The sequence below is a fragment of the Ponticoccus sp. (in: a-proteobacteria) genome (assembly GCF_048381735.1).
In genome coordinates this window covers 20,759-45,153 of the sequence record NZ_JBLXGL010000001.1, presented here as the reverse complement: position 1 = coordinate 45,153, position 24,395 = coordinate 20,759, and the positions used below count along the sequence as shown (strand labels likewise).

Sequence of the window (24,395 nt, the reverse complement as noted above, 5' to 3'; positions counted from 1 at the left end):
CCCGCGGTATTTTGAGGACCAGAGAAAGGGCCGGGACGACCTTTCCCGCAGCGGCGCCGGGCCCGGATCGTGGCCCGGTCCGGCTTGCCGCCTTCTCAGGCGGCACCCGCCCGCGCGATCGGGTCTGCCTTGCTGCGTCTGCGGAGTCGCACACGCAAGGGTGATTGCCTCCACGCCCCCGCGGGCTGTGGACAATGGCCCTCTGCTCCCTATGATTCCCGCCACAGGGATACGCGGCAGCCTGCCCGCGCGCCGCGATCCAAGGGGGAAAGAGCGATGAGTGACCACCCGCAGGCGCCGCTTGCCGAGGGGCCGATGCTGGCCTGCCCGGTCTGCGACACGCTGCACGCAGAGCCACAGGTGCCGGTGGGCCATGTCGCCCGCTGCCGCCGCTGCGGCCATGTGCTGGCCGCCCCGCGCGAGGGCGCCTTTGCCCGCGTGCTGGCGCTGGCCATCACCTCGGTCATCCTGATGGTCGGCGCGGTCTTCTTTCCCTTCATCGAACTGGATGCCGCGGGCCTGCACAACCGCGCCTCGGTGCTGGATGCGGTGCTGGCCTTCTCGACCGGGCTGATGGTACCCCTGTCCTTCGCGGTGGCGCTGCTGATCGTGCTGATCCCCACCGCGCGGCTGTTCGCGATCATCTACACCATCGGGCCGCTGGTGGCCGGGCGCCCGCCCTTCGCCGGCGCCACGCGGGCCTTCCGCCTGTCCGAGCGCCTGCGGCCCTGGTCGATGGCCGAAATCTTCATCATCGGGGTCGCCGTCGCATTGGTGAAGGTCGCGGGCCTCGCCACCGTCAGCCTTGGCCCAGCCTTCTGGGCCTTTGCCATCCTCGTCCTTGTCACCGTCCTTCAGGACAACGCCATGTGCCGGTACACGATATGGAAAACGCTGGAACAGCCGAGCTGATCACGGCGCGGCAGGCGGGCCTTGTCGCCTGCACGCGCTGTGGCCGGGTCCACCGCCCCTCGGAAGAGGCCTGCACGCGCTGCGGCGCGCCGCTGAACCCCGCTGGGCGCAAGTCCATGCAGGCGGTCTGGGCCTGGCTGGTGGCGGGCGTCGTGGTCTACATCCCCGCCAACATCTACCCGATGCTGCGCACCTCCACCCTGCTGGACCAGTCGGAAAGCACCATCGTCGGCGGCGCCATCGAGCTTGTGCAACACGGCTCTTACGCGGTGGCGGCCATCGTCTTCATCGCCTCGGTCCTGATCCCCGTTGGCAAGTTCATCGCCATCGGTTACCTGGCGCTGGACCTGACGCCCTCGACCCTGCTGAACAAGCACCAGCGGCACCGCCTTTACGAGGTGGTCGAGTTCATCGGCCGCTGGTCGATGATCGACGTCTTCGTCGTGGCCATCCTGTCGGCCCTTGTCCAGCTTGGGTCCGTCGCTATCATTAACCCCGGTATCGCCGCGGTCAGCTTTGCCCTTTCGGTTGCCTTCACGATGCTGTCGGCCCAGGCCCTGGACCCGCGGCTGATCTGGGACGAAGACGAGAAAGAAGAGCACCCTTGAGCGCACCCACCCCAGCAGAGCCCCATGTCACACCCGTCCGCAGGCGCCGGCTTTCGGGGCTGTCCTTCGTCTGGCTGGTGCCGGTGCTCGCGCTGGCCGTGTCGCTGGGCATCGCCTACCAAAGCTATGCCGCACGCGGGGTGCTGGTCGAGATCGCCTTTGAAAGCGCCTCCGGCGTGGTCGCGGCGAAAACCGAGCTCAAGTACCGCGACGTCACCGTGGGCATGGTCGAGGACGTGGCCTTTTCCAGCGATCTCTCGCGGGTCGTGGTCGGCGTCCGGGTGGCCCGGAACGTGGCGCCCTACCTCGATGCGGACGCGAAATTCTGGGTCGTCCGGCCCGAAGTCACGACGCAGGGCATCAGCGGGCTGAACACCGTGCTGTCCGGCGTCTACATCGAAGGCCGCTGGGATTCCGAGGCCGGCGAAGCTCTGACGGAATTCGAGGGGCTGGAGCGCGAGCCGCTGGCCGACGGGACCCGGCCCGGCACGGCCATCGTGCTGCGGGCCAAGGAGGGAAACTCGATCGTTGCCGGCGCCCCGATCCTCTACAAGGGGATCAAGGTCGGCGCCGTCGAGGCCCCCGAACTGACCCGGCGCGGCGACGGCGTGGTGATCCGCGGCTTCGTCGAGGCGCCCTACAACCAGATCCTGACCCGCAATTCGCGCTTCTGGGATATCTCGGGCATCTCGGTCTCTGTCGGCGCGGGCGGCGTGTCGCTCGACTTCACCTCGGTCGCCTCGCTGCTGCAGGGCGGCATCGCCTTCGACACGCTGGTGGCGGGCGGAGAGATGGCGCGCGCGGGCCAGAGCTACACGCTTTACGCCGATGCCGAAGAGGCGCGCGTCAGCCTGCTGGAGGATCCGGGCTCGGCACGGCTGCGGGTGCTGGCCACCTTCGACGGCTCGGTGGCGGGGCTGAGCGAGGGCGCGCTGGTGCGGTTCCGCGGCGCGCCGGTGGGCGAGGTCAGCTCGGTCGGCATGGTGGCCGAAACCGAGGGCAACCGCCGCGTGGTCTACATGCAGGCGACCCTGTCGTTGCGGCCCGGGCGGCTGGGACTGGACAGCGACACGAATGCCGCCGAAAGCATGGATTTCCTCAGCGACATGGTCGCGCAGGGCCTGCGGGCGCAGCTGTCGACCGCGAGCATCCTGTCCAGCGACCTCGTGGTGAACCTTGTCGAGGTGCCCGACGCAGAGCCCGCGGTGCTGGCCTCTGACGGCGACTCGCTGCCGCGCCTGCCGACCATCACCGCCGAGATGTCCGACCTGAACGCCACCGCCGAGGGCGTCTTCGAGCGCATCAACAACCTGCCGGTCGAGGAACTCATGGCGGCAATCCAGGGGCTGGTGGAAAACGCCAATACCCTGGTCGCCTCGGACGACACGCGGCAGATCCCGGCAGAGGTCAACGCCACGCTGGCCGAGCTGCGCACGCTTTCGCCCGACCTCAGGAAGACGCTGAACGAGTTGCAGACCACCGTCGCCGAAGCGCGCGGAACCCTGGGCGAGGCCACGCTGATCGTGCGCGACCTGCGCGAGGGCGGCGCCAGCGAAAAGCTCAACCAGGCGCTGACCTCGGCGGCAGACGCCGCCGACGCCGTCGAAAGCGCGGCGCTGGAACTGCCCAAGATCACCGCCCGTGTGAGCGGCCTCGTCGGACGGGCCGAAACGGTGATCGACGCCTACGGAGACGGCTCGCGGCTGATCACCGGGGCGCTGTCGACGCTGCGGGATATCAGCCAGGCGGCGGATGCCATGCGCACCCTCGCCCGGACCCTGCAACGCAACCCCAACTCTCTGCTCCTGGGACGGTGACATGCGTATGAAAACTCTGGTGGCCGGGATGGTCGCCCTTACACTGGCCGCCTGCGGAACCTCCGGGCCGCAGTACCTCGTCGAGACCCCGGCCTCGGACCTGCGCGTACGCGCCCGGGTGCCGACCATGGTGGTGCGCACCGTTTCGCTGCCCAGCTACGCGGCGGACGAGGCCATCGCCTTCCAGGCCGAGGACGGGTCGGTGCAGATGATGAACAAGGGGCTCTGGGCGGACGAGCCCGAGCGCGCCACAACGCTGGCGATCACCCGGCACCTGAACACCATGACCTCGGCCAAGGTGGCGCCCGACCCCTGGCCGCTGCCGCAGCCCGCCATCGGCGTTCTGGATATCCGGGTCGAGACCTTCATCGCCACGCGGCAGCGCAGCTTCCGCATGTCAGGCCAGTATTTCCTGGGCTCCGAGACGCCCGACCCGATCGTGCCGGACGATCCCGACAAGGATCCGATCGAACGGCCCGCGCCGCTCTCTGACAAGGCGCGGAACTTCGATCTGCAGATCCCGCTGACCGGCCCCGGCCCCGGCGCCATCGCCACCGCGCAGGCCGCCGCGCTGAAAAGCCTCGCCGAGGCCATCGCCCGCGACATGGCGCGCTGAGCCCACGGGGTCTTCGACGAAGACCCCGCCCGCGGCCAAAGTCTTCGTCGAAGACTTTGGCGCCCCCGCAGCGGTTGGCCTTTGCGGCGCCACCCGCCTATGCTGGCCCCACATTCCGCCTTTCAGGACGACACCCATGAAAACCGCCATCGCCACCGTTTCGATCTCTGGCAACCTGCGCGAGAAGCTCGAGGCCATCGCCGCGGCGGGATTCGACGGCATCGAGATCTTCGAACAGGATTTCATCGCCGATGAGGCCGGCCCGCGCGAGGTCGGGCGGATGATCCGCGACCACGGGCTGGAGATCCCGCTGTTCCAGCCGTTCCGCGATTTCGAGGGGCTGCCCGGCGGGCTGCGCGCCAAGGCCTTCGACCGGGCCGAGCGCAAGTTCGACCTGATGCAGGAACTGGGCACCGACCTCGTGCTGGTCTGCTCTTCCTGCCATCCCCAAAGCCTGGGCGGCATCGACCGCGCCGCCGACGACTTCGCCGAACTGGGAGAGCGCGCCGCCAGACGCGGGCTGCGCGTGGGCTTCGAGGCGCTGGCCTGGGGCCGCCACATCAACGACCACCGCGACGCCTGGGAGGTGGTGCGCCGCGCCGACCACCCTGCCGTGGGTCTGATCCTGGACAGCTTCCACACCCTGTCGCGCGGCATCGACCCCGATACCATCCGCCGCATTCCCGGCGACCGCATCTTCTTCGTCCAGCTTGCCGACGCGCCGAAGATCGACATGGACCTGCTGTACTGGTCGCGGCACTTCCGCAACATGCCCGGCGAGGGCGATCTGGACGTGCAGGGCTTCATGCGGGCGGTCATGGCGGCGGGCTACACCGGGCCGATCAGCCTGGAGATCTTCAACGACCAGTTCCGCGGCGGCCCGACGAAGACGCTGGCCCGCGACGGCTATCGGTCGATCGTGGCGCTGATGGACGACGTGCGCCGGGCCGAACCCGAGGCCAAGGTCGACCTTGCGCCGATGCCCGCGCGGGTCGCGCCCCGGGGAGTGTCCTTCATCGAGTTCGCCTCGCGCGGGGAGGAGGCGGAAGAGCTGCGCGCCCTGCTGTCCGGCCTTGGCTTCGAGGTCGTCGGCCAGCACCGCAACAAGGCGGTGACCCTCTGGCAACAGGGCGAGATCCGCATCGTCGTCAATGCCGAGGAAGAGGGCCACGCGGCGCGGGCCTTCAACCTGCGCGGCACCTCGGTCTGCGACCTTGGCCTTCTGGTCGACAGTGCCGCCGAGGTGGCCGAGCGGGCGGCCCGCCTTGGCTCCCAGCCCTTCAGCCAGCCGAACGGACCCGGCGAGGTGCCGATCCCGGCGGTTCGCGGCCTGTCCGGTTCGGTCCTGCACTTCATGGATTCCAGCGCCACGCTTGGCGGCGTCTGGGAACAGGAGTTCACCGGAGCGGGGGGCGCCGTCCCGGGCGCCGGGCTGCAACGCGTCGATCACATCGCCCAGACGATGACCTATGACGAGATGCTCAGCTGGACGCTGTTCTACACCACCCTGCTGGACATGCGTAAAAGCCCCATGGTCGATGTGATCGACCCGGACGGGCTGGTGCGCAGCCAGGTGGTCGAGGCACCGGACGGGGCGCTGCGGGTCACGCTGAACGGCGCGGATACCTACCGTACCCTCGCCGGCGCCTTTCTCGAGGAAAGCTTCGGCGCGCCGGTGCAGCATATCGCGCTGGCCACCGACGATATCTTCGCAACGCTCGACCTGCTGCGCGCGAGGGGCTTCAGCCCCCTGCCGATCCCGCAGAACTACTTCGACGATCTCGCCGCGCGCTTCGACTTTCCCGAGGGGCTGCTGGAGAAGATGCAGGCCGCCAATGTCCTTTACGACGAGGATGCCAGCGGCGCCTTCTTCCAGTGCTACACGCCGACCTTCGCGGGCGGGTTCTTCTTCGAGATCGTCGAGCGGCGCGCGGGATACGGCGGATACGGCGCCCCGAACGCGCCCTTCCGCATCGCCGCGCAAAAGCGGTTGCGCCGCACCAAGGGTGTGCCCGCCCTCTGACGAAGCGCCCCGGCGGGGCCACCCAGCGCGCGTCCCGCCCGCCAGGCGCCCAGAGGATGCCCCGCTGACCGACGGCTCGAAAACCCGCGCCGCCACGGCCTGCCCGAGGTCAGGGCTGTTCTTCCCGGGGGCCTCAAGGCGCGGATCACCGCCCGCCCTGTCCGCGACCGATCTGCACGGCAAGAAGGTGGCATTCGCAAGCCGCTTCCGCCGTTCCCCCATGCAGGGGCCACGGCCCGGCGCGTCACAGGCGCGCCAGCGTCTCCTGCATCAGCCGCCCGGCGGCGCGGCTGTGCTGGCGGTAGCGGTGGCTGATCACGAAATAGGGCGTGACGAGGATCGGCTCGACCAGCGGCAGGGTCACCAGATCCGCCGCCAGCGGGCCCGCCGCCAGAAGGCTTGCCGCCTCCGCCGACAGCGAGGTGATCACGCTGGTGTCCCCCGCCAGCATCGCCAGCGCCACCAGCAGCGAAGAGCTGTTCGTGACCCGGGGCGGCACCGGCAGGCCCTGCCCCCGGAAGGCGCCCTCGACCGCCACCCGGATCGGCGAGCCCCGTTCCTGGATGACCCATTCGAAGGGCAGCGTGTCGGCCAGCGCCACCGCCCCCTGCCCCGCCAGCGGGTGCGACCGGCGGACCATCAGCTCCGCCACCTCGTTGCGTGCCGGGTATAGCTCGAAGTCGGCCCCCTCGACCCCCGGCGGCAGGCGCGCGACGATGAAGTCCATCGTCCCCTCCTGCAACCCCCGCACCAGCTGCGCCGAGGGCCCCACGTCCACCGTCACCCGGATGCCCGGGGTCTCGGCCTTCACCGCCTGCACGGCGGGCACCACGCAACCCACCGCCGGACCGGTGACGGTGCCAACGCGGACCTCTCCGGCGGTGCCGCGCTGAAGCTCGGTGACCTCGGTTTCGAGGCTTTCGAAGCCCGACAGGATCGCGCGGGCATGGCGCAGGCAGGCGGCGCCCAGTTCCGTTGCCTCCATCCCGCGCGGGTGGCGGTAGAACAGCGCGCCGCCCAGCTCCCGCTCCATTTCCGCCAGCGCGCGCGAGGCAGCGGGCTGCGACAGGCCCATGGCCTCGGCGGCGACCTGCAACTGCCGCCGCTCGGCGATCAGGTTCATCAGGTGCAGGTGCTGGGGCTTCAGGCGGCGCAGCAGGGACATGACATTTCCAGACATGACGAAATCGGTATGCATCTTATGCCTAATCCGATTTGAGAGGCATGTCAGCCCCGTGTTACCTGTTCGGGCAGGGCCGCACCGGGCCCACATTCGGGACGCGTCGTGGAGGACAACGGACGCCCCCACCAGTGGAGGAAGACATGAAGCTCAAGACCCTTCTGGCCGCGTCCGTCGCGGCCCTCACGCTTGCGACCGGCGCCATGGCGGACGGGCTTATCGGCATCGCCATGCCGACCAAATCCTCGGCCCGCTGGATTTCCGACGGCGAGTCCATGGTCAAGCAGTTCCAGGACGCCGGTTACGAGACCATCCTGCAATATGCCGAGGACGACATCCCCAACCAGCTGGCGCAGATCGAGAACATGATCACCAATGGCGTCGACGCGCTGGTGATTGCCGCCATCGACGGCACCACCCTGTCGAACGCGCTGGAGAACGCCTATTACGCCGAGATCCCGGTCATCGCCTACGACCGCCTGATCCGCGACAGCGAACACGTCAGCTACTACGCCACCTTCGACAACTTCCAGGTCGGCGTGCTTCAGGCCACCTCGCTGGTCGAGGGTCTGGAACAGCGCTTCCCCGATGTCTCGCCGTGGAACGTCGAGCTGTTCGGCGGTTCGCCCGACGACAACAACGCCTATTTCTTCTACGATGGCGCGATGTCGGTGCTGCAACCGATGATCGACGAGGGCAAGGTCAACGTCGTGTCCGGCCAGATGGGCATGGACACGGTCGGCACCCTGCGCTGGGACGGCGCGGTGGCGCAGGCGCGCATGGATAACCTTCTGTCCGCGCATTACACCGACGCCCGCGTGCATGGCGTGCTGTCGCCCTACGACGGCCTGTCCATCGGCATCCTCTCCTCGCTCAAGGGCGTGGGCTACGGCTCGGGCGACATGGCCATGCCGATTGTCTCGGGTCAGGACGCCGAGGTGCCCTCGGTCAAGTCGATCCTCGCGGGCGAGCAGTATTCGACCGTCTTCAAGGACACCCGCGAACTGGCCAAGGTCACCGTGGGCATGGTCGAGGCGCTGCTGGAAGGCGGCGAACCCGAGATCAACGACACCGAGACCTATGACAACGGCGTCAAGGTCGTGCCCTCCTACCTGCTGGTGCCGCATCCGGTGGATGCCTCCAACTATGAGGAAATGCTGATCGGCTCGGGCTACTACACGGCCGACCAGATCCAGTAACCGGCCCTTTGGCCAAGCGCCGTCCGGGCCGGTGTCCGGGCGGCTTTTCCCAAAAAGGACAGGGGTTTGTCGGAGATGCGGCCGCTTCTGGAAATGCGCGCGATCACCAAGGAGTTCCCGGGCGTCAAGGCGCTGGACACGGTGAACCTGTCGGTGCGCGAGGGCGAGATCCACGCGCTGGTGGGTGAGAACGGCGCCGGAAAGTCGACGCTGATGAAGGTGCTGTCGGGGGTCTACCCGGCGGGCAGCTACGAGGGCGAGATCCACTACGACGGCGCGCTGGCCGCGTTCCGCAATATCGCCGACAGCGAGGCCCGGGGCATCATCATCATCCACCAGGAGCTTGCTCTGGTGCCGCAGCTGTCGATTGCCGAGAACCTCTTTCTGGGCAACGAGATCGCGGGCCGTGGCGGGGTGATCCGCTGGCAGGAAACGCTCAGCCGCACCGAGGCGCTGTTGCGCAAGGTGGGCCTTGGCCGCGAGGCGCCGACCACCAAGGTCGACAAGCTGGGCGTGGGCAAGCAGCAGCTGGTCGAGATCGCCAAGGCCCTGTCGAAGGACGTGCGCCTGCTGATCCTCGACGAGCCCACCGCCGCCCTGTCGGAATCCGACAGTCAGGCGCTTCTGGACCTCATGCTGGAGTTGAAACAGCAGGGCGTCACGCAGATCATCATCAGCCACAAGCTGAACGAGGTGCGCCGCGTGGCCGACACCGTGACCGTGATCCGCGACGGCACCACCGTCAGCACCAAGGACGCCCGGGCCGCGCCGATCACCGAGGACGAGATCGTCCGCGACATGGTGGGCCGGGACATGGCGCACCGCTACCCGGACCGTGAACGCCGCGCCGGTGACGTTCTGATGCAGGTCGCGGGCTGGAACGTCTACCACCCCGAACACGCCGACCGGCACGTCATCCGCGACGTCGATTTCACCGTCCGCGCGGGCGAGGTCGTGGGCATCGCGGGCCTGATGGGCGCGGGCCGCACCGAACTGGCGATGAGCATCTTCGGCCGCTCGTGGGGGCAGAACATCTCGGGCGAGGTGCAGATCAGCGGCAAGCCCGCCAATGTCTCTGACGTGCCGCGCGCCATTCAGGCGGGCCTCGCCTATGTGACCGAGGACCGCAAGAGCCTTGGCCTCGTGCTGGACGAGACCATCCGCAAGAACATCACGCTGGCCAATCTGCCCGCCGTGTCCAGCAACGCGATCCTCAACGAGAACCGCGAGACCGCGGTGGCCGAGGACTACCGGCGCGCGCTGAACATCCGCACGCCCGGCGTCTTTCAGCGGGTGGTGAACCTGTCGGGCGGCAACCAGCAGAAGGTGGTGCTGTCGAAGTGGCTCTTTGCCGAACCCGAGGTGCTGATCCTCGACGAGCCAACGCGCGGCATCGACGTCGGCGCGAAATTCGAGATCTACGGGATCATCAACGACCTCTCCGCCCAAGGGAAGGGCGTGGTGATGATCTCTTCCGAGATGCCCGAGCTTCTGGGCATGTGTGACCGCATCTACGTGATGAACGAGGGCGCGCTTGTCGGCGAACTCAGCGCCGCCGAGGCCAGCCAGGAGGCCATCATGTCCCTGATCGTGACGGAATAGGACCAAGCCATGACAGAGCAAACCGTCGATACGACCGCCGAAGTCCGCCGCAAGGGCATGGGCGAATACCTTGTTGCGAACCTGCGGGAATACGGCCTGCTGTTCGCGCTGATCGCCATCATGGCCTTCTTCCAGATCGTCACGGACGGCACCCTGCTGAAGCCCGTGAACATCACCAACCTGCTGTTGCAGAACAGCTATATCGTCATCATGGCGCTGGGGATGCTGATCGTCATCGTCGCCGGGCACATTGACCTGTCGGTGGGATCGGTCATGGGCTTCGTCGGCGCCTTCGCCGCCGTGATGATCGTCAACTGGGGCGTGCCGGTGCTGCCGACCATGCTGGCCTGCCTTGTCGTGGGTGGTGTCATCGGCGCGGCGCAGGGCTATTGGGTGGCTTATTGGGGCATCCCGTCCTTCATCGTGACGCTGGCGGGGATGCTGGTGTTCCGGGGCGCGTCGCTCTGGCTGCTGGAAGGCCAGTCGGTCGGCCCCTTCCCGCGCGAGTTCCAGGTGATCGCCAACGGCTTTGTCCCCGACATCGTGGGCCGCGAGACCGGCGAAAGCCTTGGGGCGCTCTTCGGCGCCCGCCGCCTGAACGTGCTGGCTCTGGCCACCGGGGTCGTGGCCGCCGCCGTGGTGATCTGGATGGGCCTGGCCAAGCGCGCGCGCAACAAGGCCTACGGGATCGAGGACGAGCCGACCTCGTTCTTCGTGCTGCGCACCGGCATCATCGCGGTTGCGCTGATCTTCATCTGCTTCAAGCTGTCGACCTTCCGGGGCCTGCCCAACGTGCTGCTGACCATGGGTGTGCTGACGGTGCTTTACGCCTTCATCACCGAGCGCACGACGCTGGGCCGCCGCATCTACGCGCTTGGCGGCAACGTGAAGGCGGCGCAGCTGTCGGGGATCAAGACCAAGCGGCTGACCTTCCTCGCCTTCACCAACATGGGCATCCTCGCCGCCGCCGCCGGGCTGGTCTTCGCCGCGCGTCTGAACACGGCGACACCCAAGGCTGGCTTCGCGCTGGAGCTGGACGTGATCGCGGCGGTCTTCATCGGCGGCGCCTCGATGTCGGGCGGCGTCGGCAAGATCGTCGGCGCGGTCGTCGGCGCCTTCCTGATGGGCGTGCTGAACAACGGCATGTCGATCATGGGCATCGGCATCGACTACCAGCAGGTCATCAAGGGCCTCGTGCTGCTCGCCGCCGTGATCTTCGACGTCTACAACAAATCGAAACAGGGGTGACGCGGGCCGGGGTGCCGGTCTGAACCCCGGCCTGCCCCTTCCCGAAACCATTCCGACCATCCGTAGGCCGGGCCTTTGTCCGGCAATCCCCAAGGAACCGACATGACCTTCAAACCCGCCGAATGGCCCCGCAAGCTGCGCTCTCAGGAATGGTACGGCGGCAACAGCCGCGACACGATCTACCACCGGGGCTGGCTGAAGAACCAGGGCCACCCGCACGACCTCTTCGACGGGCGCCCGATCATCGGCATCCTCAACACCTGGGCCGAGCTGACCCCCTGCAACGGCCACCACGTCAAGGAACTGGTCGAGAAGGTGAAGGCCGGCGTCTGGGAGGCGGGCGGCTTCCCGGTCGAGGTGCCGGTCTTCAGCGCTTCGGAAAACACCTTCCGCCCCTCGGCGATGATGTTCCGCAACCTCGCGGCGCTGGCGGTCGAGGAAACCATCCGCGGCCAGCCCATCGACGGCTGCGTGCTGATGGTGGGCTGCGACAAGACCACGCCCTCTCTGATCATGGGCGCGGCCTCGGTCGACCTGCCGTCTATCGTCGTCACCGGCGGGCCGATGCTGAACGGCTACTACAAGGGGGAACGCGTGGGGTCTGGCACGCACCTCTGGAAGTTCTCCGAGATGGTGAAGGCCGGAGAGATGACGCAGGAGGAATTCCTCGAAGCCGAGGCCTCGATGTCCCGCTCGACCGGCACCTGCAACACCATGGGCACGGCCTCGACCATGGCGTCCATGGCCGAAGCGCTTGGCATGGCGCTGTCGGGCAACGCGGCCATCCCGGCGGTGGACAGCCGCCGCCGCGTCATGGCGCAACTGTCGGGGCGGCGCATCGTGCAGATGGTCAAGGACGACCTGAAGCCCTCGGACATCATGACCAAGCAGGCGTTTGAGAACGCCGTCCGCACCAATGGCGCCATCGGCGGCTCGACCAATGCGGTCGTGCACCTGCTGGCCATGGCGGGCCGCACCGGCGTCGATTTCACGCTCGACGATTTCGACCGCTGCGGGCGCGATATCGAGACCATCGTGAACCTGATGCCCTCGGGCGAATACCTGATGGAGGAATTCTTCTACGCGGGCGGCCTTCCAGTCGTGCTGAAGCGCCTCGGAGAGGGCGGCAAGCTGCACAAGGACGCGCTGACCGTCTCGGGCCAGAGCATCTGGGACGAGGTCAAGGATGTGCAGAACCACAACGAGGACGTGATCCGACCCGTTGGCAAGGGTCTGACGCAACAGGGCGGCATCGCCGTGCTGCGCGGCAACCTCGCGCCCAAGGGCGCGGTGCTGAAGCCCTCTGCCGCGTCGAAGCACCTGCTGACGCACCGGGGCCGCGCCGTCGTCTTCGAGGACATCGACGACTACAAGGCCAAGATCAACGACGAGGCGCTGGATATCGACGAGACCTGCGTCATGGTGCTGAAGAACTGCGGTCCCAAGGGCTATCCCGGCATGGCCGAGGTCGGCAACATGGGTCTGCCGCCCAAGGTGCTGAAGAAGGGCATCACCGACATGGTCCGCATCTCGGATGCGCGCATGTCGGGCACCGCCTATGGCACGGTGATCCTGCATACCTCGCCCGAGGCCGCCGCCGGTGGCCCGCTGGCGGTCGTCCAGAACGGCGACATGATCGAGGTGGACGTGCCCAACCGCCGCCTGCATCTGGACATCACCGAGGCCGAACTGGCCGCCCGTCTGGAGGCATGGCAGCCCACGCACGAACAGCCCGCCAGCGGCTACGCATGGCTGCACAACGCCCATGTGGAAGGCGCCGACACCGGGGCCGACCTCAGCTTTCTCAAGGGCTGCCGGGGCAATGCCGTGGGCAAGGACAGCCACTGATGAAACTCGCACTCGTCGGCATCGGCAAGATCGCGGTGGACCAGCACGTCCCCGCCATCGCCGCCTCTCCCGACTGGGAGGTGGGGGCCACGGTCTCGCGCGCGGGCACCCTGCCCGGGGTCGAAGCCTTCACCGACATGGCCCGGATGCTGGAGAAGCGCCCGGACATCCGCGTCGTGTCCCTGTGCCTGCCGCCGGTGCCGCGCTTTGCCTATGCGCAGGCCGCGATCCGGGCGGGCCGCCATGTGATGCTGGAAAAGCCCCCGGGCGCCAGCCTCTCGGAATGCCACGCGCTGGAAGCCTTGGCGCGCGAGAACCGCGTGTCGCTGTACGCGACCTGGCACAGCCGCGAGGCCGCCATGGTGCGCCCCGCCCGCAACTGGCTGTCGGACAAGCGCGTCACCCGCGCCCATATCACGTGGCGCGAGGACGTGCGGCACTGGCACCCCGGGCAGGACTGGGTTTTTGAGCCGGGCGGCATGGGCGTCTTCGACCCGGGCATCAACGCGCTGTCGATCCTGACGCGCATCCTGCCCGCGCCGGTGCATCTGACCCGCGCGACGCTCGACGTCCCCGGGAACCGCCAGACCCCCATCGCGGCGCATCTGACCCTGTCGGGCAATGTCACCGCCGAGTTCGACTGGTTGCAGACCGGCAAGCAGACCTGGGAAATCGAGGTCGAAACCCCCGAGGGCACGCTGCTGCTGCAAGACGGTGGCGCGCGGCTGCTGATCGACGGCAAGGAACGCGGCGCCGACGACGAGGATGACACCCTGCAAGGCGAATACCCCCGCCTTTACGACAATTTCGCGCGGCTCGTGACCCGCGGCGGGATCGACATGGATCTCAGCCCGCTGACCCACGTGGCCGACGCTTTCATGCTGGGGGAACGGCGTGCCGTCGCCCCCTTCGACTGGTAAGGAGAGACCATGGACCTGTTGAAAACCCCGCTGACCGGCATTCTTCCGGTGGCCCCGACCCCGTTCCACGCCGATGGCCGCCTCGACGAAGAGGGCTGCCGCCGCGTGATGGACTGCATGATCGACCAGGGCGTCGACGCGATCTGCATCCTCGCCAACTACTCGGAACAGTTCCTGCTGTCGGACGCCGAGCGCGACACCGTCATGCGCCTCAGCCTTGAACAGGTGGCGGGCCGGGTGCCGGTGATCGTCACGATCTCGCATTTCTACACCGACATCGCGGTGGAACGCGCCAAGACGGCGCAGGCCATGGGCGCCGCCATGGTCATGATGATGCCGCCCTACCACGGCGCGGGCGCCTTCGCGCCCGGCGAGGCCGGCATCTACGAGCACTTCAAGGCGGTCTCGGACGCCATCTCGATCCCGATCATGGTGCAGGACGCGCCGCTTTCCGGGGTGCAGCTTCCGGTGCCGATGCTTGCGCGCATGGCCCGCGAACTGGAACGCGTGCGCTACTTCAAGCTGGAAATGCCCTATGCCGCCGACAAGCTGGCCGCGCTGATCGAGGCGGGCGGCGACGACATCATCGGCCCCTTCGACGGCGAAGAGGCCGTGACCCTTCTGGCGGATCTCGACGCGGGCTGCACCGGCACCATGACCTCGGGCCTGCAGCCGGAACATATCGGCAAGATCGTGCGTCAGTATCGGGCGGGCGACACCGACGGCGCCCTGAAACAGTGGCAATACTGCCTGCCGCTGATCAACCACGAGAACCGTCAATGCGGGCTGCGCGCCACCAAGACGGTGATGATGGAGGGTGGTGTCATCGGCTCCGATCACGTACGCCATCCGCTGAAGCCCATGTCCCAGCGCACGAAGGACCGCTTGCTGTCCATGGCAAGGGATATGGATCTGATTGCCCTCAAATGGGGAAAGTGAGGAAGACATGACCTTTCAACCACATGGCAAACACCTGATCGCGGGCGCATGGGTCGCCGGCGAGACCACCTTCACCTCGGAACCGGCCCACGGCCCGGCGCATGACTATTCGGTCGGCACGCCTGCGCTGGTGGATCAGGCCTGCAAGGCCGCCGAAGAGGCCTTCTGGACCTACGGCTACACCACCCGCGAAGAGCGCGCCAAGTTCCTGAACGCCATCGCCGACGAGATCGAGGCCCGCGCCGAGGCGATCACCGAGATCGGCACGCAGGAAACCGGCCTGCCCGAGGGCCGCCTTCAGGGGGAACGCGGCCGCACCGTGGGCCAGCTGCGCCTCTTTGCGACGCATATCCTTGATGGCGCCTATCTGGATCGCCGCCACGACAAGGCCCTGCCCGACCGTCAGCCGCTGCCGCGCCCCGACCTGAAGATGGTGCAGCGCCCCATCGGCCCGGTCGCGGTCTTCGGCGCCTCGAACTTCCCGCTGGCCTTCTCGACCGCGGGCGGCGACACCGCCTCGGCGCTTGCCGCGGGCTGCCCGGTCGTGGTCAAGGGCCACTCGGCCCACCCCGGCACCGGCGAGATCGTGGCCGAGGCCATCCACGCCGCCATCGAGGCCTGCGGCCTGCCCAAGGGCGTCTTCAGCCTGATCCAGGGCGGCAAGCGCGACGTCGGCACGGCGCTGGTCCAGCACCCGCTGATCAAGGCCGTGGGCTTCACTGGCTCTCTGGGCGGCGGACGCGCGCTCTTCGACCTCTGCGCACAGCGCGACGAGCCGATCCCCTTCTTCGGCGAGCTGGGTTCCGTCAACCCGATGTTCCTGCTGCCCGAGGCGACCCGCGCGCGCGGCGCCGAGATCGGCAAGGGCTGGGCCGGTTCGCTGACCATGGGCGCGGGCCAGTTCTGCACCAACCCCGGCATCGCCGTGGTGCAGAAGGGTGCCGAGGGTGACGCCTTTGTCGCCGCCGCCGCCGAGGCGCTGAAAGACGCGCCCGCGCAATGCATGCTGACCGACGGCATCGCGCAGGCCTACAAGGACGGCAAGGGCCGCTTTGACGGGCGCAACGCGGTCAAGCCGGTGCTGACCACCGACAGCGAGGGCCGCAACGCCGCGCCGAACCTCTTCGAGACGGACGCCGAGAATTACCTGCAGGACCACGCCCTTGGCGAAGAGGTCTTCGGCCCGCTGGGTCTGGTGGTGCGCGTGAACGGGCCCGACGAGATGGCGACGCTGGCCAAGGGCTTCGAAGGTCAGCTGACCGCGACCCTGCACATGGACGACGGCGATCTGGGCCTTGCCCAACGCCTGATGCCGGTGCTGGAACGCAAGGCGGGCCGCATCCTCGTGAACGGCTTCCCGACCGGCGTCGAGGTGGCGGACGCGATGGTTCACGGCGGCCCCTACCCGGCCTCGACGAATTTCGGCGCGACCTCGGTGGGCACCATGGCCATCCGCCGCTTCCTGCGGCCGGTCTGCTACCAGAACTTCCCGGACGCCCTGCTGCCCGGCGACCTGGGCTGAGGACAGGCGCACCCCGCCCCCTCTTTGGTCCTGACAATACCTCGGGGGGGCGGCGTGAGCCACGGGGGTCATGCTGAAAGCATGCCTCTGGCATGACGCCCCCTCCCCGCTCGCCAAACAGAAAAGGGGCCGCAGATCTGCGGCCCCTCTTTCATTCCAATACCATGGAACGTCGCCTATTTGAATTTCAGCGGCTCGTCGGAATCGAACAGATAGGAGACATTCCAGTTCTCCGGTTCCGAAAACCCCCGGGAGGCCAGCATATCGATGATCCGCTTGTCTATCGTATCCACGAAACGCCCGAATTCCATTTCGTCGCGGATCACCCGCGCCACATCCTGCGCAATCTGAACCCGCTGTTGCGCCAGCAGCTCTCCGATCCAGTGGCGCGAGGCCTCGGCGAAGATCTTGGCCGAGGCGATCATCAGCTCGCGCAGCTTCTCGGCGGTCAGGGCATCCTTGTCCAGACAGTCCAGAGACCCCTTCTTCATCGAGGCCACCGCCACGTCCGTCCGCATCTCGGACGAGACCATGACCACCGCCGCACCGAAGTTCATCGGGTGGTTCTGCACCATCCGCTGCGCGTGCAGCCCGTTGCCGTCGGGCAGTTTGTAGTCGATCAGCACAAGGTCGTAGGCAGCGCTGTCCAGCGCCTTTGCAAAGGTATCCATGTCCTGTGCCGTGGTCGTGGACACAGGCAGGCCGGTCTTCTCGCAGGCGCGGATGATGCGGCTTTGGTCGAAGCGGCTGTCATCCAGCACCAGCACATCGAAAACGCCCCGGCGCTCATGCGCGAAGGTGGCTTTGTCATAGGCCGCCTCGGCAGCCGCCGCGCTATCCCGTATCGAGGCCTTATTCATCGGGCACCCCTGTTCCATTTCCCCGGCCAACGGTATTCCCTTTCCCAGCGGCGGGCCACTCCTCAATACCGGGAATTTCTTTCAACTTTGAATTCAATCCGGGACGGCTGAAAATTGCCGGATCGGGCGCGTCGTGGTAGGGATAAGCGGTTAATGCACGCCACGAAACGCAGGAACGGTCCATGACGGTCATTTCAGAGAGGGAGCGCGAATACGAGGAGTTCCTCTATTGCATCACCCACGACCTGAAAAGTTTTTCCCGCGCCATGCGGGTCATTCCGGACTGGATCGCCGAAGACCTCACCGCCGCGAAGATCGCCCTGCCCGACGGCGTCGGCGAACACATGGACATGCTGAAGTCCTATGCGGGCGGCATGGACCGGATGCTTGAATCGCTGACGACGCTCAGCCGCGTCGGGCGGCTTGCGGATCCTTGCGCCGACCACGCGCTGAACGACCTTCTGGATGCCGCATGGGCCTCTCTGACGCCCGGCAGCGCCCGCCTGTCCGTCCCGCAGCATGCCTTCCGGGTACACGGGCCGAAAAATGATCTGTCGCGGCTTTTCGCGGCACTTCTGTCGAACGGGGTGGATCACAACTCCGACCCGAGCCCGGACATCGGGGTGACGGCGGTGCGTGACGGCGATCGCGTGCAGATCCGTGTCGCGGATAACGGCCCCGGGATCGAGGCGCAGTATCGCCAGAAGGTCTTTGAGCCGTTGCATACCCTGCGCCCCAAGGACGAAACCGGGCACGCGGGCATGGGGCTTGCCATCGCGCGCAAGGTGGTCAAGTCCCTCGGCGGCGAAATCCATATCGAAGAGCCCAGCGCCGGGCACGGCTGCCGCGTGGTCTTCGACCTTCCCGGGGCCAAGACCGCCGCCTGACCGCGCAGGCCTTCTGCGTCCGGCTGAACCGCGACGCTCGCCCCCGACAACCGTCCGGCCCGCTCCCCCCTCCATAAAGGACAAAGGACGCCGCCCCCTGTCCGTCCCTCCGGTCCCTTCGACGCGGGCACGCGCGCCTGTTCTGGCCCGTCCATCGCTCACGACGGCAACCGAAAGCACTGCCAGGGGTGCCAGCCGACAGCCCCTTGCCCCCCTGTCCGGCCAGCGCGTCCCGCCAGATCAGGCCGCCCTGCCCTGCAAGAGCGCGTCAATCCGTTCCAGATGCTCGGGCCGCAGCGGCTTGTTGATGTAGTCCCGCACCACCTCGTAGCCTGCGGCGCGCTGTTGGTCGTGCTCTGACATGGAGGTGGTCAGCATGATCACGGCGGCGCGGGCGAACCCCGATCCGAAACGCATCGTGGCCGCATCGAGAAACTCGAACCCGTTCATCCTTGGCATATTGATATCCAGCAGGACGGCGTCGATCACCGGGCAGGTGGGCGCGGCAAGAAACGTCAACGCGTCCTCGGCCATGACGAAACTGTGCACCTGACCGACCAGCCCGGACCGGGCGATAATCCGGGCATAAAGCTTCTGGTCGAGCGCATTGTCGTCCACGATCATGAGCGTGTCTATCATCGGACATCCTTTCCGAAGGTTACGGTGAAGGCCGCGCCCCTGTCCGGCGCGGACTCGACGGCGATCCGGCCGCCGTGCGCCAGCACGATCCGCTGGCAGATCGGCAGGCCAAGGCCGTTTCCGGGGTACAGCGCACCGGGGTGAAGCCTCTGGAAAAGCTGGAAGATCCGCTCGTGGTGGGCGGGGTCGATCCCGATGCCGTTGTCGCGGATGGCAAACCCCGCCTCCTCCGGTCCGTCGAAGCCGCTGAGCGCGACCCGCTGGGCGCGGCCTTCGGCGCGGAAGATCAGGGCATTGTCCAGCAGGTTGGACAGCAGCTGGCGCAACTGCACCGCATTGCCGCTGATCTTCGGCAGGCCCTGCACCGTGACCTCGGCCCCCGCGACCTGAAGATCGGGCGTCAGGGCCCCGACGATCTCTTCCGCCATGGCCTGAAGGTCACAGGGCACCATGGGCGCCCCGGTCACGATGGCATCCGTGTAAAGCCGCACCCCGTCGATCAGCCCGGACATGCCGCGCAGCGTTCCGCGCAGGTCAGTGATCAGGTCCCGCAGCGCGTCCCTCTCGCCCTGCCTCTCTTCCTCCAGCAGAAGATCCGCCAGCATGATCGCGGAATTCAACGGTGATTTCAGGTCATGCGAGGTGGCATAGGCAAAGGCGCGCAACTCGGCGTTGGTGGCGGTGGCGATGCGCACCTTCTCCGCCAGGGTGCGGTTCAGCGCCTCGATCTGGCGCAGGCGCGCCCGCTCGATGGTGACATCCTGCCGGACGATCAGCGTCTCGCCATTGCCAAGGCGCCGCGCGGTGCGGATGAAACTGCTGCCATCGGCCATGCGAAGCTCTTGCCGGAAGCCGTCCTTCAGTCCCTCCACCGCCAGCAGCCGCAGCATGTCCTGCGGCGCGCGGCCTTCCAGATCGAAGGCGCCGTTGTCGATCAGCGCCTTCATGGCCGTCGGGTAGTGGGCGCCGCACCGCATGACATCGGGACCGCCGGGGGTGGCGTCGAGGATTTCCCGGTTGACGTAGGCAACCCTGCCATCGACCGCGATCAGCAACAGGCCAACCGGCATGGAGTCGATCAGCTCGGCGGCAAGCCCCTGGCCTGCCGCGATCGTCGAGCGCTGGCGGTTCCGCCAGATGACCCCGGCTGCCAGCATGGCGCCCGCCGCGCACAGCGCCACGATCAGCACCTGCGCCCGGTCGGGCGACAGGATCTTCGGCAGCCCGATGCCCGCGCCGGCCAACAGCGGGGCCTGGTCCGCGGCAAGAGAGGCGGGAAGCACCCTGTCCAGCCGGGTCGGCAGGCTGTCCCGCGCGGGCGTCGGGACAAGAAGGCCCCCGACCGCCGGGCGCGCGGGCCCAGCCATCGCAAAGCTGAGCGGATCCCTCTCCACCCGCGCGGGCGGCGGCCCCCAGCCCGGGCGGATCACCCCCGGGCCGCTCCGCGCCCCACCCCCGAACGGCAAGGCAAGGGCAAGGGCCAGAAGCAGCGTCGCCAGCGCAAGGGGGGCACGACACCGGTAATGCGCCATCCGCGTCCTCCATCGAGCGTCGCCTTCAGCTTTGCCTCACAAGTGTTGAAGCAGCGTTAAGCCGTGGCGGAACAAGGGCTTGATCGCTCGAATTGCGCGCATCTCCCACCCCCGTGACATTTCATTTGCTTCGGCAGGATTGTTTGATATCCATCAATCAGAAGGGCCGGAGGAGACATACGGCCCCATGGGAGGACATCATGATCAGAACATCCGTCGCGCTTGGCGCGATCCTTGCGCTATGCGCGCCGCTCTCCGTCAGCGCCCAAGAGGTGACCCTGCGCCTGTCGCACTGGGTGCCGCCCTCCATCGCCCCCGCGTCCAAGGGGATCGAGCCCTGGGCGCAGTCGGTGCAAGAGGCCTCTGACGGGCGTATCGCCATCCAGATCTTCCCGGCGCAGCAGTTGGGCAAGGCCCCCGACCACTACGACATGGCCGCCCAGGGCATCGTCGATCTGGCCTGGGTGAACCCCGGCTATACCGCCGGACGCTTCCCGATCTACGGCCTGACGCAGGTGCCCTTCCTCGTCGACGACAGCATCCAGGGCGCCAAGGCGATCCACGCCTGGTACATGGAAAACGGCGCCGCGCAGGAAATGGGCGACGTCAAGGTGTGCTTCTTCCATCCGCACGCGCCGGGCGCCTTCCATTCCAAGGTGGACGTGACCCATCCCGACGACGTGCGCGGCATGAACGTGCGCCCCGCACATCAGGGCATCTCGCGCTTCGTGTCGCTGCTGGGCGGCGGTGCGGTGCAGGTGCCCGCCCCCGAGGCCCGCGAGGCGCTGTCCAAGGGCACGGCAGAGGCGGTCACCTTCCCCTGGGGCGCGATGTATGACTTCAACCTCTCCGAAGAGGTGCCGGTGCATCTGGACATGCCCTTCTACATGTCGGCGCAGGTCATGATCATGAACCAGCGCAGCTATGATGGCCTCTCGGACGAGAACAAGGCGGTGATCGACGACCACTGCTCGCCGGACTGGTCGGGCCGCGTCGCCGCGGGCTGGCACGAGGACGACATGGCCGCCAAGGACCGGCTGATGGCGGACGAGGCCCAGTCGTTCAACGAACCCAGCGAGGACGAGATCGCGGCCTGGATCTCTGCCGCCGCGCCGCTGACCGAGGAATGGAAGGCAGAGGTGGCCGCCAAGGGCCACGACGCCGAGGCCATCCTTCAGGCCTATAAGGCCGCGCTGGACGAATACGACGCCGCCTATTGAGCCAGGCACCGGCAGGGCGCCCCGGTGCCCTGCCCCTGCCCTGGCCGGCCAGGCCGCGCTGCGCGGGGCCCTGGCCCTCTGCGCAGCGCCGCCCCTCGGCACGCGGGCTGTCCCGCCTGCCCCAACGACCGGAGCCCCCTCATGCGTGACGCCCCTTCCCCCGGCGGGCCGATTCGCCGCGCCGTTCAGCTGATCGAGCGGATCGCCGGTGCCGTTCTCGGCCTTGTGACCGTCCTGATCGTGGCCTCGGCCATTGGCCGCTACGGCTTTGCCCGGCCGCTGCCCGATGCCTTCGACCTGTCCCGGCTGGTGCTGGGGGTGGCCATCGCCTGGGGCTTCGCCTCGGTCGCCTGGCACGGCACGCACATCAAGGTGGACCTGCTGGCGCAGGCCGTCCGCCCCCCGGCCCGGCGCTGGATCAATGCCGTCGCATGGGCCGTGCTGCTGCTGTTCACCGCTCTGCTGACATGGAAGATCTGGGGCCGCGTCAGCGCCGCCATGTCCGGCGGCGATGCCACCATGGACCTGCGCCTGCCGCACTGGCCCTTCTTCCTTGCGATCTGGTTGGGGCTGGTGGCGGCGCTCTTTGCCACCATCGCCCGGCTCTGGCGGATCGTCGTGCAGGGCGCCGACCTCGGCGAGTTCGACGGCATCGACGCGCAGCTCTTGCAGGACCAGAAGAAATGAGCCGCCCTGCCGCCCCGACCGCGCGCCCCGGCCCCTCGAAGGCCCGCCCGACCGCGCCCCACAACAGGGAAACCGGCAGGGCCACAGCCCGCCGCCCGGCAACAGCGCCCGCCCGCGCCCCCGCAGGCCTCTCGCCCCGCCAGGACCGCCCCGCAGCCGCCCGTCCGGCGCGCCACCCGGGCGCCCCGGACACGGCCCCCCGCTTCTCTGGTCTCGAAATACCTCGGGGGGAGGCCGAAGGCCGGGGGGCAGAGCCCCCTCTCCCCGAGGCCGACAGACCCCACCCGACAGCCCTGAACGGCACCAGCCCGCAGACCCACCGGACCCCGACCCCATGAGCAACGAACTCCTCGCCGTTTCGGGCTTCGTCGCCCTCTTCGCCCTGATGGCCCTGCGGGTGCCCATCGGCATCGCCATGGGCCTTGTCGGCATCGGCGGCTTCGGGGCCGTGATCGGCATGGCTCCGGCGCTGAACCTGCTGGCGCAATCGCCGATCTCGACCATCACCGACTTCAACCTGACCCTGATCCCCTTCTTCATCCTGATGGGTGTGCTGGCCACCAACTCGGGCATGTCCTCGGAACTGTTCCGCGCCGGGCGGGCCTGGCTGGGCGGCTTCCGGGGCGGGCTGGGCCTGGCCTCTGTCGGCGCCTGCGGCGGCTTCGCGGCGATCTGCGGGTCCTCGGTGGCGACCGCCGCCACCATGACCAAGATCGCCTATCCCGAGATGAAGCAGGCGGGCTATTCCGACGCCGCCTCGACCGGCATCATCGCGGCGGGCGGCACGCTGGGCATCCTGATCCCGCCCTCGGTGGTGCTGGCGATCTACGGCTTCATCACCGAAACCGACATCGGCCAGCTTTTCATCGCGGGCGTCGTGCCGGGCCTGCTGGCGGTCGTCATGTACATGCTGACCGTGCGCTTCTGGTACGGCCGCCAGCTGCCCGCCGCCGAGCCCTTCCGCCTGGGCCAGGCCCTCGCCGCGCTGAAAGGCATCTGGGCCGTCGGTCTGCTCTTCATCGCGGTGATCCTGTCGATCTACTTCGGCGTCGTGACCGCGACAGAGGCCGCCGCCGTGGGCGCGCTTCTGACCGCGCTCATCGGCCTGCTCCGCCGCCGCCTGACGCTGGGCAGCCTGCTCGACAGCCTCGTCGAGGCGCTGCGCACCTCGGTGTCCATCTACGTGGTGCTGATCGGGGCGACGCTGTTCGGCTATTTCCTCGCCATCACGCAGGTCCCGCAGGAGATCACCGGCTTCCTGACCACCCTCGGCGCGGGCCGCTACGGCACGCTGCTGCTGATCCTGCTGCTGTTCCTCGTGATGGGCTGCTTTCTCGACGCCATGGCGATGATCATCCTGATGGTGCCCATCGTCTTCCCGGTGATCGAGCAGCTGGGCTTCGACCCGATCTGGTTCGGCATCATCATCGTCATGACGGTGGAACTGGGGCTGATCACCCCGCCGGTGGGCATGAACGTCTATGTCATCAACTCCATCGCCAGCCGCGTCAGCCTGACGACGATCTTCCGGGGCGTGCTGCCCTTCGTCACCGTCGACGTGCTGCGGCTGATCCTGCTGATCGCCTTTCCGGCGCTGGTCATGGCGCTGCCGAACAGCATGAACTGATGGCGATCATGCGCGACATCGCCGAGCTGCACGAACCCGAGGCGCTGGCGCGTCTGGTGTCCTACCGCATCCGGCTGGTGCAGATCGCCGCCTACAAGACCTTCGAGGCCCGGGTCTCCGGTCATGGCCCGGCGCCGCGCTACTACGGCATGCTGAAACTGATAGAGGCCAACCCCGGCGTTCCGCAGGCCCGGCTGGCCGAGGCGATCTTCCTCGACCGCTCCTCGCTGGTGCCGATCCTTCAGGAGTTGGAGCGCGAGGGCTGGCTGGAACGGCGCGCGGCACCGCAGGACAGGCGCGTGCGCCGGGTCTTCCTGACGCCCGAAGGCACCGGGCGGCTGGTGGCGCTGGAACGCGCCGTCGAAGAACACGAGGCGCGCCTGACCGCCGGGCTCTCCGCAGAGGATCTGGACACCCTGCACCGCCTGCTGCTGCGCCTCGACGACAACCTGCGCGACGTGCAGGCGGGGCGGGTCTGAACCGCGCGGAAGGGCGCCGGGCGGGGCCGC

General features: G+C 67.9%; 21 protein-coding genes. 17 read left to right on the top strand and 4 right to left on the bottom strand.

Going from position 1 to position 24,395, the window contains the following annotated elements; translation table 11 throughout:
• Positions 1–276 precede the first annotated feature (276 nt).
• From ACN5KJ_RS00200 to ACN5KJ_RS00180, 5 genes are all read left to right on the top strand, one after another.
• Positions 277–912: a paraquat-inducible protein A gene (locus ACN5KJ_RS00200; protein ID WP_347167061.1), complete on the top strand. Its 636-nt coding sequence runs from the start codon at positions 277–279 to the stop codon at positions 910–912.
• A complete protein-coding gene (locus tag ACN5KJ_RS00195) occupies positions 885–1,520 on the top strand; it encodes a paraquat-inducible protein A (RefSeq protein ID WP_418592211.1) in 636 nt (211 codons plus the stop codon). Before ACN5KJ_RS00200 ends, ACN5KJ_RS00195 begins: the two co-directional genes overlap by 28 nt.
• A complete protein-coding gene (locus tag ACN5KJ_RS00190; RefSeq protein ID WP_347167060.1) occupies positions 1,517–3,337 on the top strand; it encodes an intermembrane transport protein PqiB in 1,821 nt (606 codons plus the stop codon). Before ACN5KJ_RS00195 ends, ACN5KJ_RS00190 begins: the two co-directional genes overlap by 4 nt.
• Position 3,338: 1 nt before the next feature.
• Complete coding sequence (locus ACN5KJ_RS00185) at positions 3,339–3,953, top strand: PqiC family protein (RefSeq protein WP_418591439.1); 615 nt, start codon at positions 3,339–3,341, stop codon at positions 3,951–3,953.
• A 136-nt stretch (positions 3,954–4,089) separates the two neighbouring features.
• The gene (locus ACN5KJ_RS00180; RefSeq protein WP_418591437.1) at positions 4,090–5,976 is read left to right on the top strand and encodes a bifunctional sugar phosphate isomerase/epimerase/4-hydroxyphenylpyruvate dioxygenase family protein; all 1,887 of its coding nucleotides are present in this window, start codon (positions 4,090–4,092) and stop codon (positions 5,974–5,976) included.
• Between the two features lie 244 nt (positions 5,977–6,220).
• On the opposite strand, the gene ACN5KJ_RS00175 is transcribed toward ACN5KJ_RS00180, so the two are convergent.
• The gene (locus ACN5KJ_RS00175; protein WP_347167057.1) at positions 6,221–7,141 is read right to left on the bottom strand and encodes a LysR family transcriptional regulator; all 921 of its coding nucleotides are present in this window, start codon (positions 7,139–7,141) and stop codon (positions 6,221–6,223) included.
• Between the two features lie 158 nt (positions 7,142–7,299).
• Between ACN5KJ_RS00175 and chvE the strand changes: the two genes are divergently transcribed.
• The 7 genes from chvE to ACN5KJ_RS00140 all read left to right on the top strand — a co-directional run bounded on the left by chvE (position 7,300) and on the right by ACN5KJ_RS00140 (position 16,434).
• Positions 7,300–8,355: a multiple monosaccharide ABC transporter substrate-binding protein gene (gene chvE / locus ACN5KJ_RS00170; protein WP_418591435.1), complete on the top strand. Its 1,056-nt coding sequence runs from the start codon at positions 7,300–7,302 to the stop codon at positions 8,353–8,355.
• Positions 8,356–8,430: 75 nt separating this feature from the next.
• Positions 8,431–9,957, top strand: coding sequence for a multiple monosaccharide ABC transporter ATP-binding protein (gene mmsA, locus ACN5KJ_RS00165; protein WP_418592210.1), 1,527 nt, complete (start codon positions 8,431–8,433; stop codon positions 9,955–9,957).
• Between the two features lie 9 nt (positions 9,958–9,966).
• On the top strand, positions 9,967–11,205 hold the full coding sequence (gene mmsB / locus ACN5KJ_RS00160) for a multiple monosaccharide ABC transporter permease (RefSeq protein WP_418591433.1): 1,239 nt from the start codon (positions 9,967–9,969) through the stop codon (positions 11,203–11,205).
• Positions 11,206–11,307: 102 nt separating this feature from the next.
• Positions 11,308–13,053 (top strand): L-arabinonate dehydratase, encoded by a 1,746-nt coding sequence (gene araD / locus ACN5KJ_RS00155; protein ID WP_418591431.1) that lies wholly within the window; start codon positions 11,308–11,310, stop codon positions 13,051–13,053.
• Positions 13,053–13,973, top strand: a complete 921-nt coding sequence (locus ACN5KJ_RS00150; RefSeq protein ID WP_347167054.1) for a Gfo/Idh/MocA family oxidoreductase — start codon at positions 13,053–13,055, stop codon at positions 13,971–13,973. The genes araD and ACN5KJ_RS00150 overlap by 1 nt, the downstream gene beginning before the upstream one ends.
• Before the next feature lie 18 nt (positions 13,974–13,991).
• Positions 13,992–14,912 (top strand): dihydrodipicolinate synthase family protein, encoded by a 921-nt coding sequence (locus ACN5KJ_RS00145; RefSeq protein ID WP_418592209.1) that lies wholly within the window; start codon positions 13,992–13,994, stop codon positions 14,910–14,912.
• Between the two features lie 7 nt (positions 14,913–14,919).
• A complete protein-coding gene (locus tag ACN5KJ_RS00140) occupies positions 14,920–16,434 on the top strand; it encodes an aldehyde dehydrogenase (NADP(+)) (protein ID WP_418591429.1) in 1,515 nt (504 codons plus the stop codon).
• A gap of 176 nt (positions 16,435–16,610) precedes the next feature.
• Here ACN5KJ_RS00140 and ACN5KJ_RS00135 read toward each other — a convergent pair whose 3' ends face one another.
• Positions 16,611–17,294, bottom strand: coding sequence for a response regulator (locus ACN5KJ_RS00135; protein WP_418591427.1), 684 nt, complete (start codon positions 17,292–17,294; stop codon positions 16,611–16,613).
• 182 nt (positions 17,295–17,476) lie between these two features.
• Between ACN5KJ_RS00135 and ACN5KJ_RS00130 the strand changes: the two genes are divergently transcribed.
• The gene (locus ACN5KJ_RS00130) at positions 17,477–18,181 is read left to right on the top strand and encodes a sensor histidine kinase (protein WP_418591425.1); all 705 of its coding nucleotides are present in this window, start codon (positions 17,477–17,479) and stop codon (positions 18,179–18,181) included.
• Between the two features lie 240 nt (positions 18,182–18,421).
• Here ACN5KJ_RS00130 and ACN5KJ_RS00125 read toward each other — a convergent pair whose 3' ends face one another.
• A complete protein-coding gene (locus tag ACN5KJ_RS00125) occupies positions 18,422–18,820 on the bottom strand; it encodes a response regulator (RefSeq protein ID WP_347167050.1) in 399 nt (132 codons plus the stop codon).
• Positions 18,817–20,352, bottom strand: a complete 1,536-nt coding sequence (locus ACN5KJ_RS00120) for a sensor histidine kinase (protein WP_418591423.1) — start codon at positions 20,350–20,352, stop codon at positions 18,817–18,819. The genes ACN5KJ_RS00125 and ACN5KJ_RS00120 overlap by 4 nt, the downstream gene beginning before the upstream one ends.
• Before the next feature lie 200 nt (positions 20,353–20,552).
• On the opposite strand from ACN5KJ_RS00120, the gene ACN5KJ_RS00115 reads away from it, so the two are divergent.
• The 4 genes from ACN5KJ_RS00115 (at position 20,553) to ACN5KJ_RS00100 (ending at position 24,365) form a co-directional block, all read left to right on the top strand.
• The gene (locus ACN5KJ_RS00115; protein ID WP_418591421.1) at positions 20,553–21,572 is read left to right on the top strand and encodes a TRAP transporter substrate-binding protein; all 1,020 of its coding nucleotides are present in this window, start codon (positions 20,553–20,555) and stop codon (positions 21,570–21,572) included.
• A gap of 141 nt (positions 21,573–21,713) precedes the next feature.
• Positions 21,714–22,259 (top strand): TRAP transporter small permease, encoded by a 546-nt coding sequence (locus ACN5KJ_RS00110; RefSeq protein ID WP_347167047.1) that lies wholly within the window; start codon positions 21,714–21,716, stop codon positions 22,257–22,259.
• A 334-nt stretch (positions 22,260–22,593) separates the two neighbouring features.
• Complete coding sequence (locus tag ACN5KJ_RS00105; RefSeq protein WP_418591419.1) at positions 22,594–23,886, top strand: TRAP transporter large permease; 1,293 nt, start codon at positions 22,594–22,596, stop codon at positions 23,884–23,886.
• Complete coding sequence (locus ACN5KJ_RS00100; protein WP_418591417.1) at positions 23,886–24,365, top strand: MarR family winged helix-turn-helix transcriptional regulator; 480 nt, start codon at positions 23,886–23,888, stop codon at positions 24,363–24,365. Before ACN5KJ_RS00105 ends, ACN5KJ_RS00100 begins: the two co-directional genes overlap by 1 nt.
• The last annotated feature ends 30 nt before the right edge of the window (positions 24,366–24,395 follow it).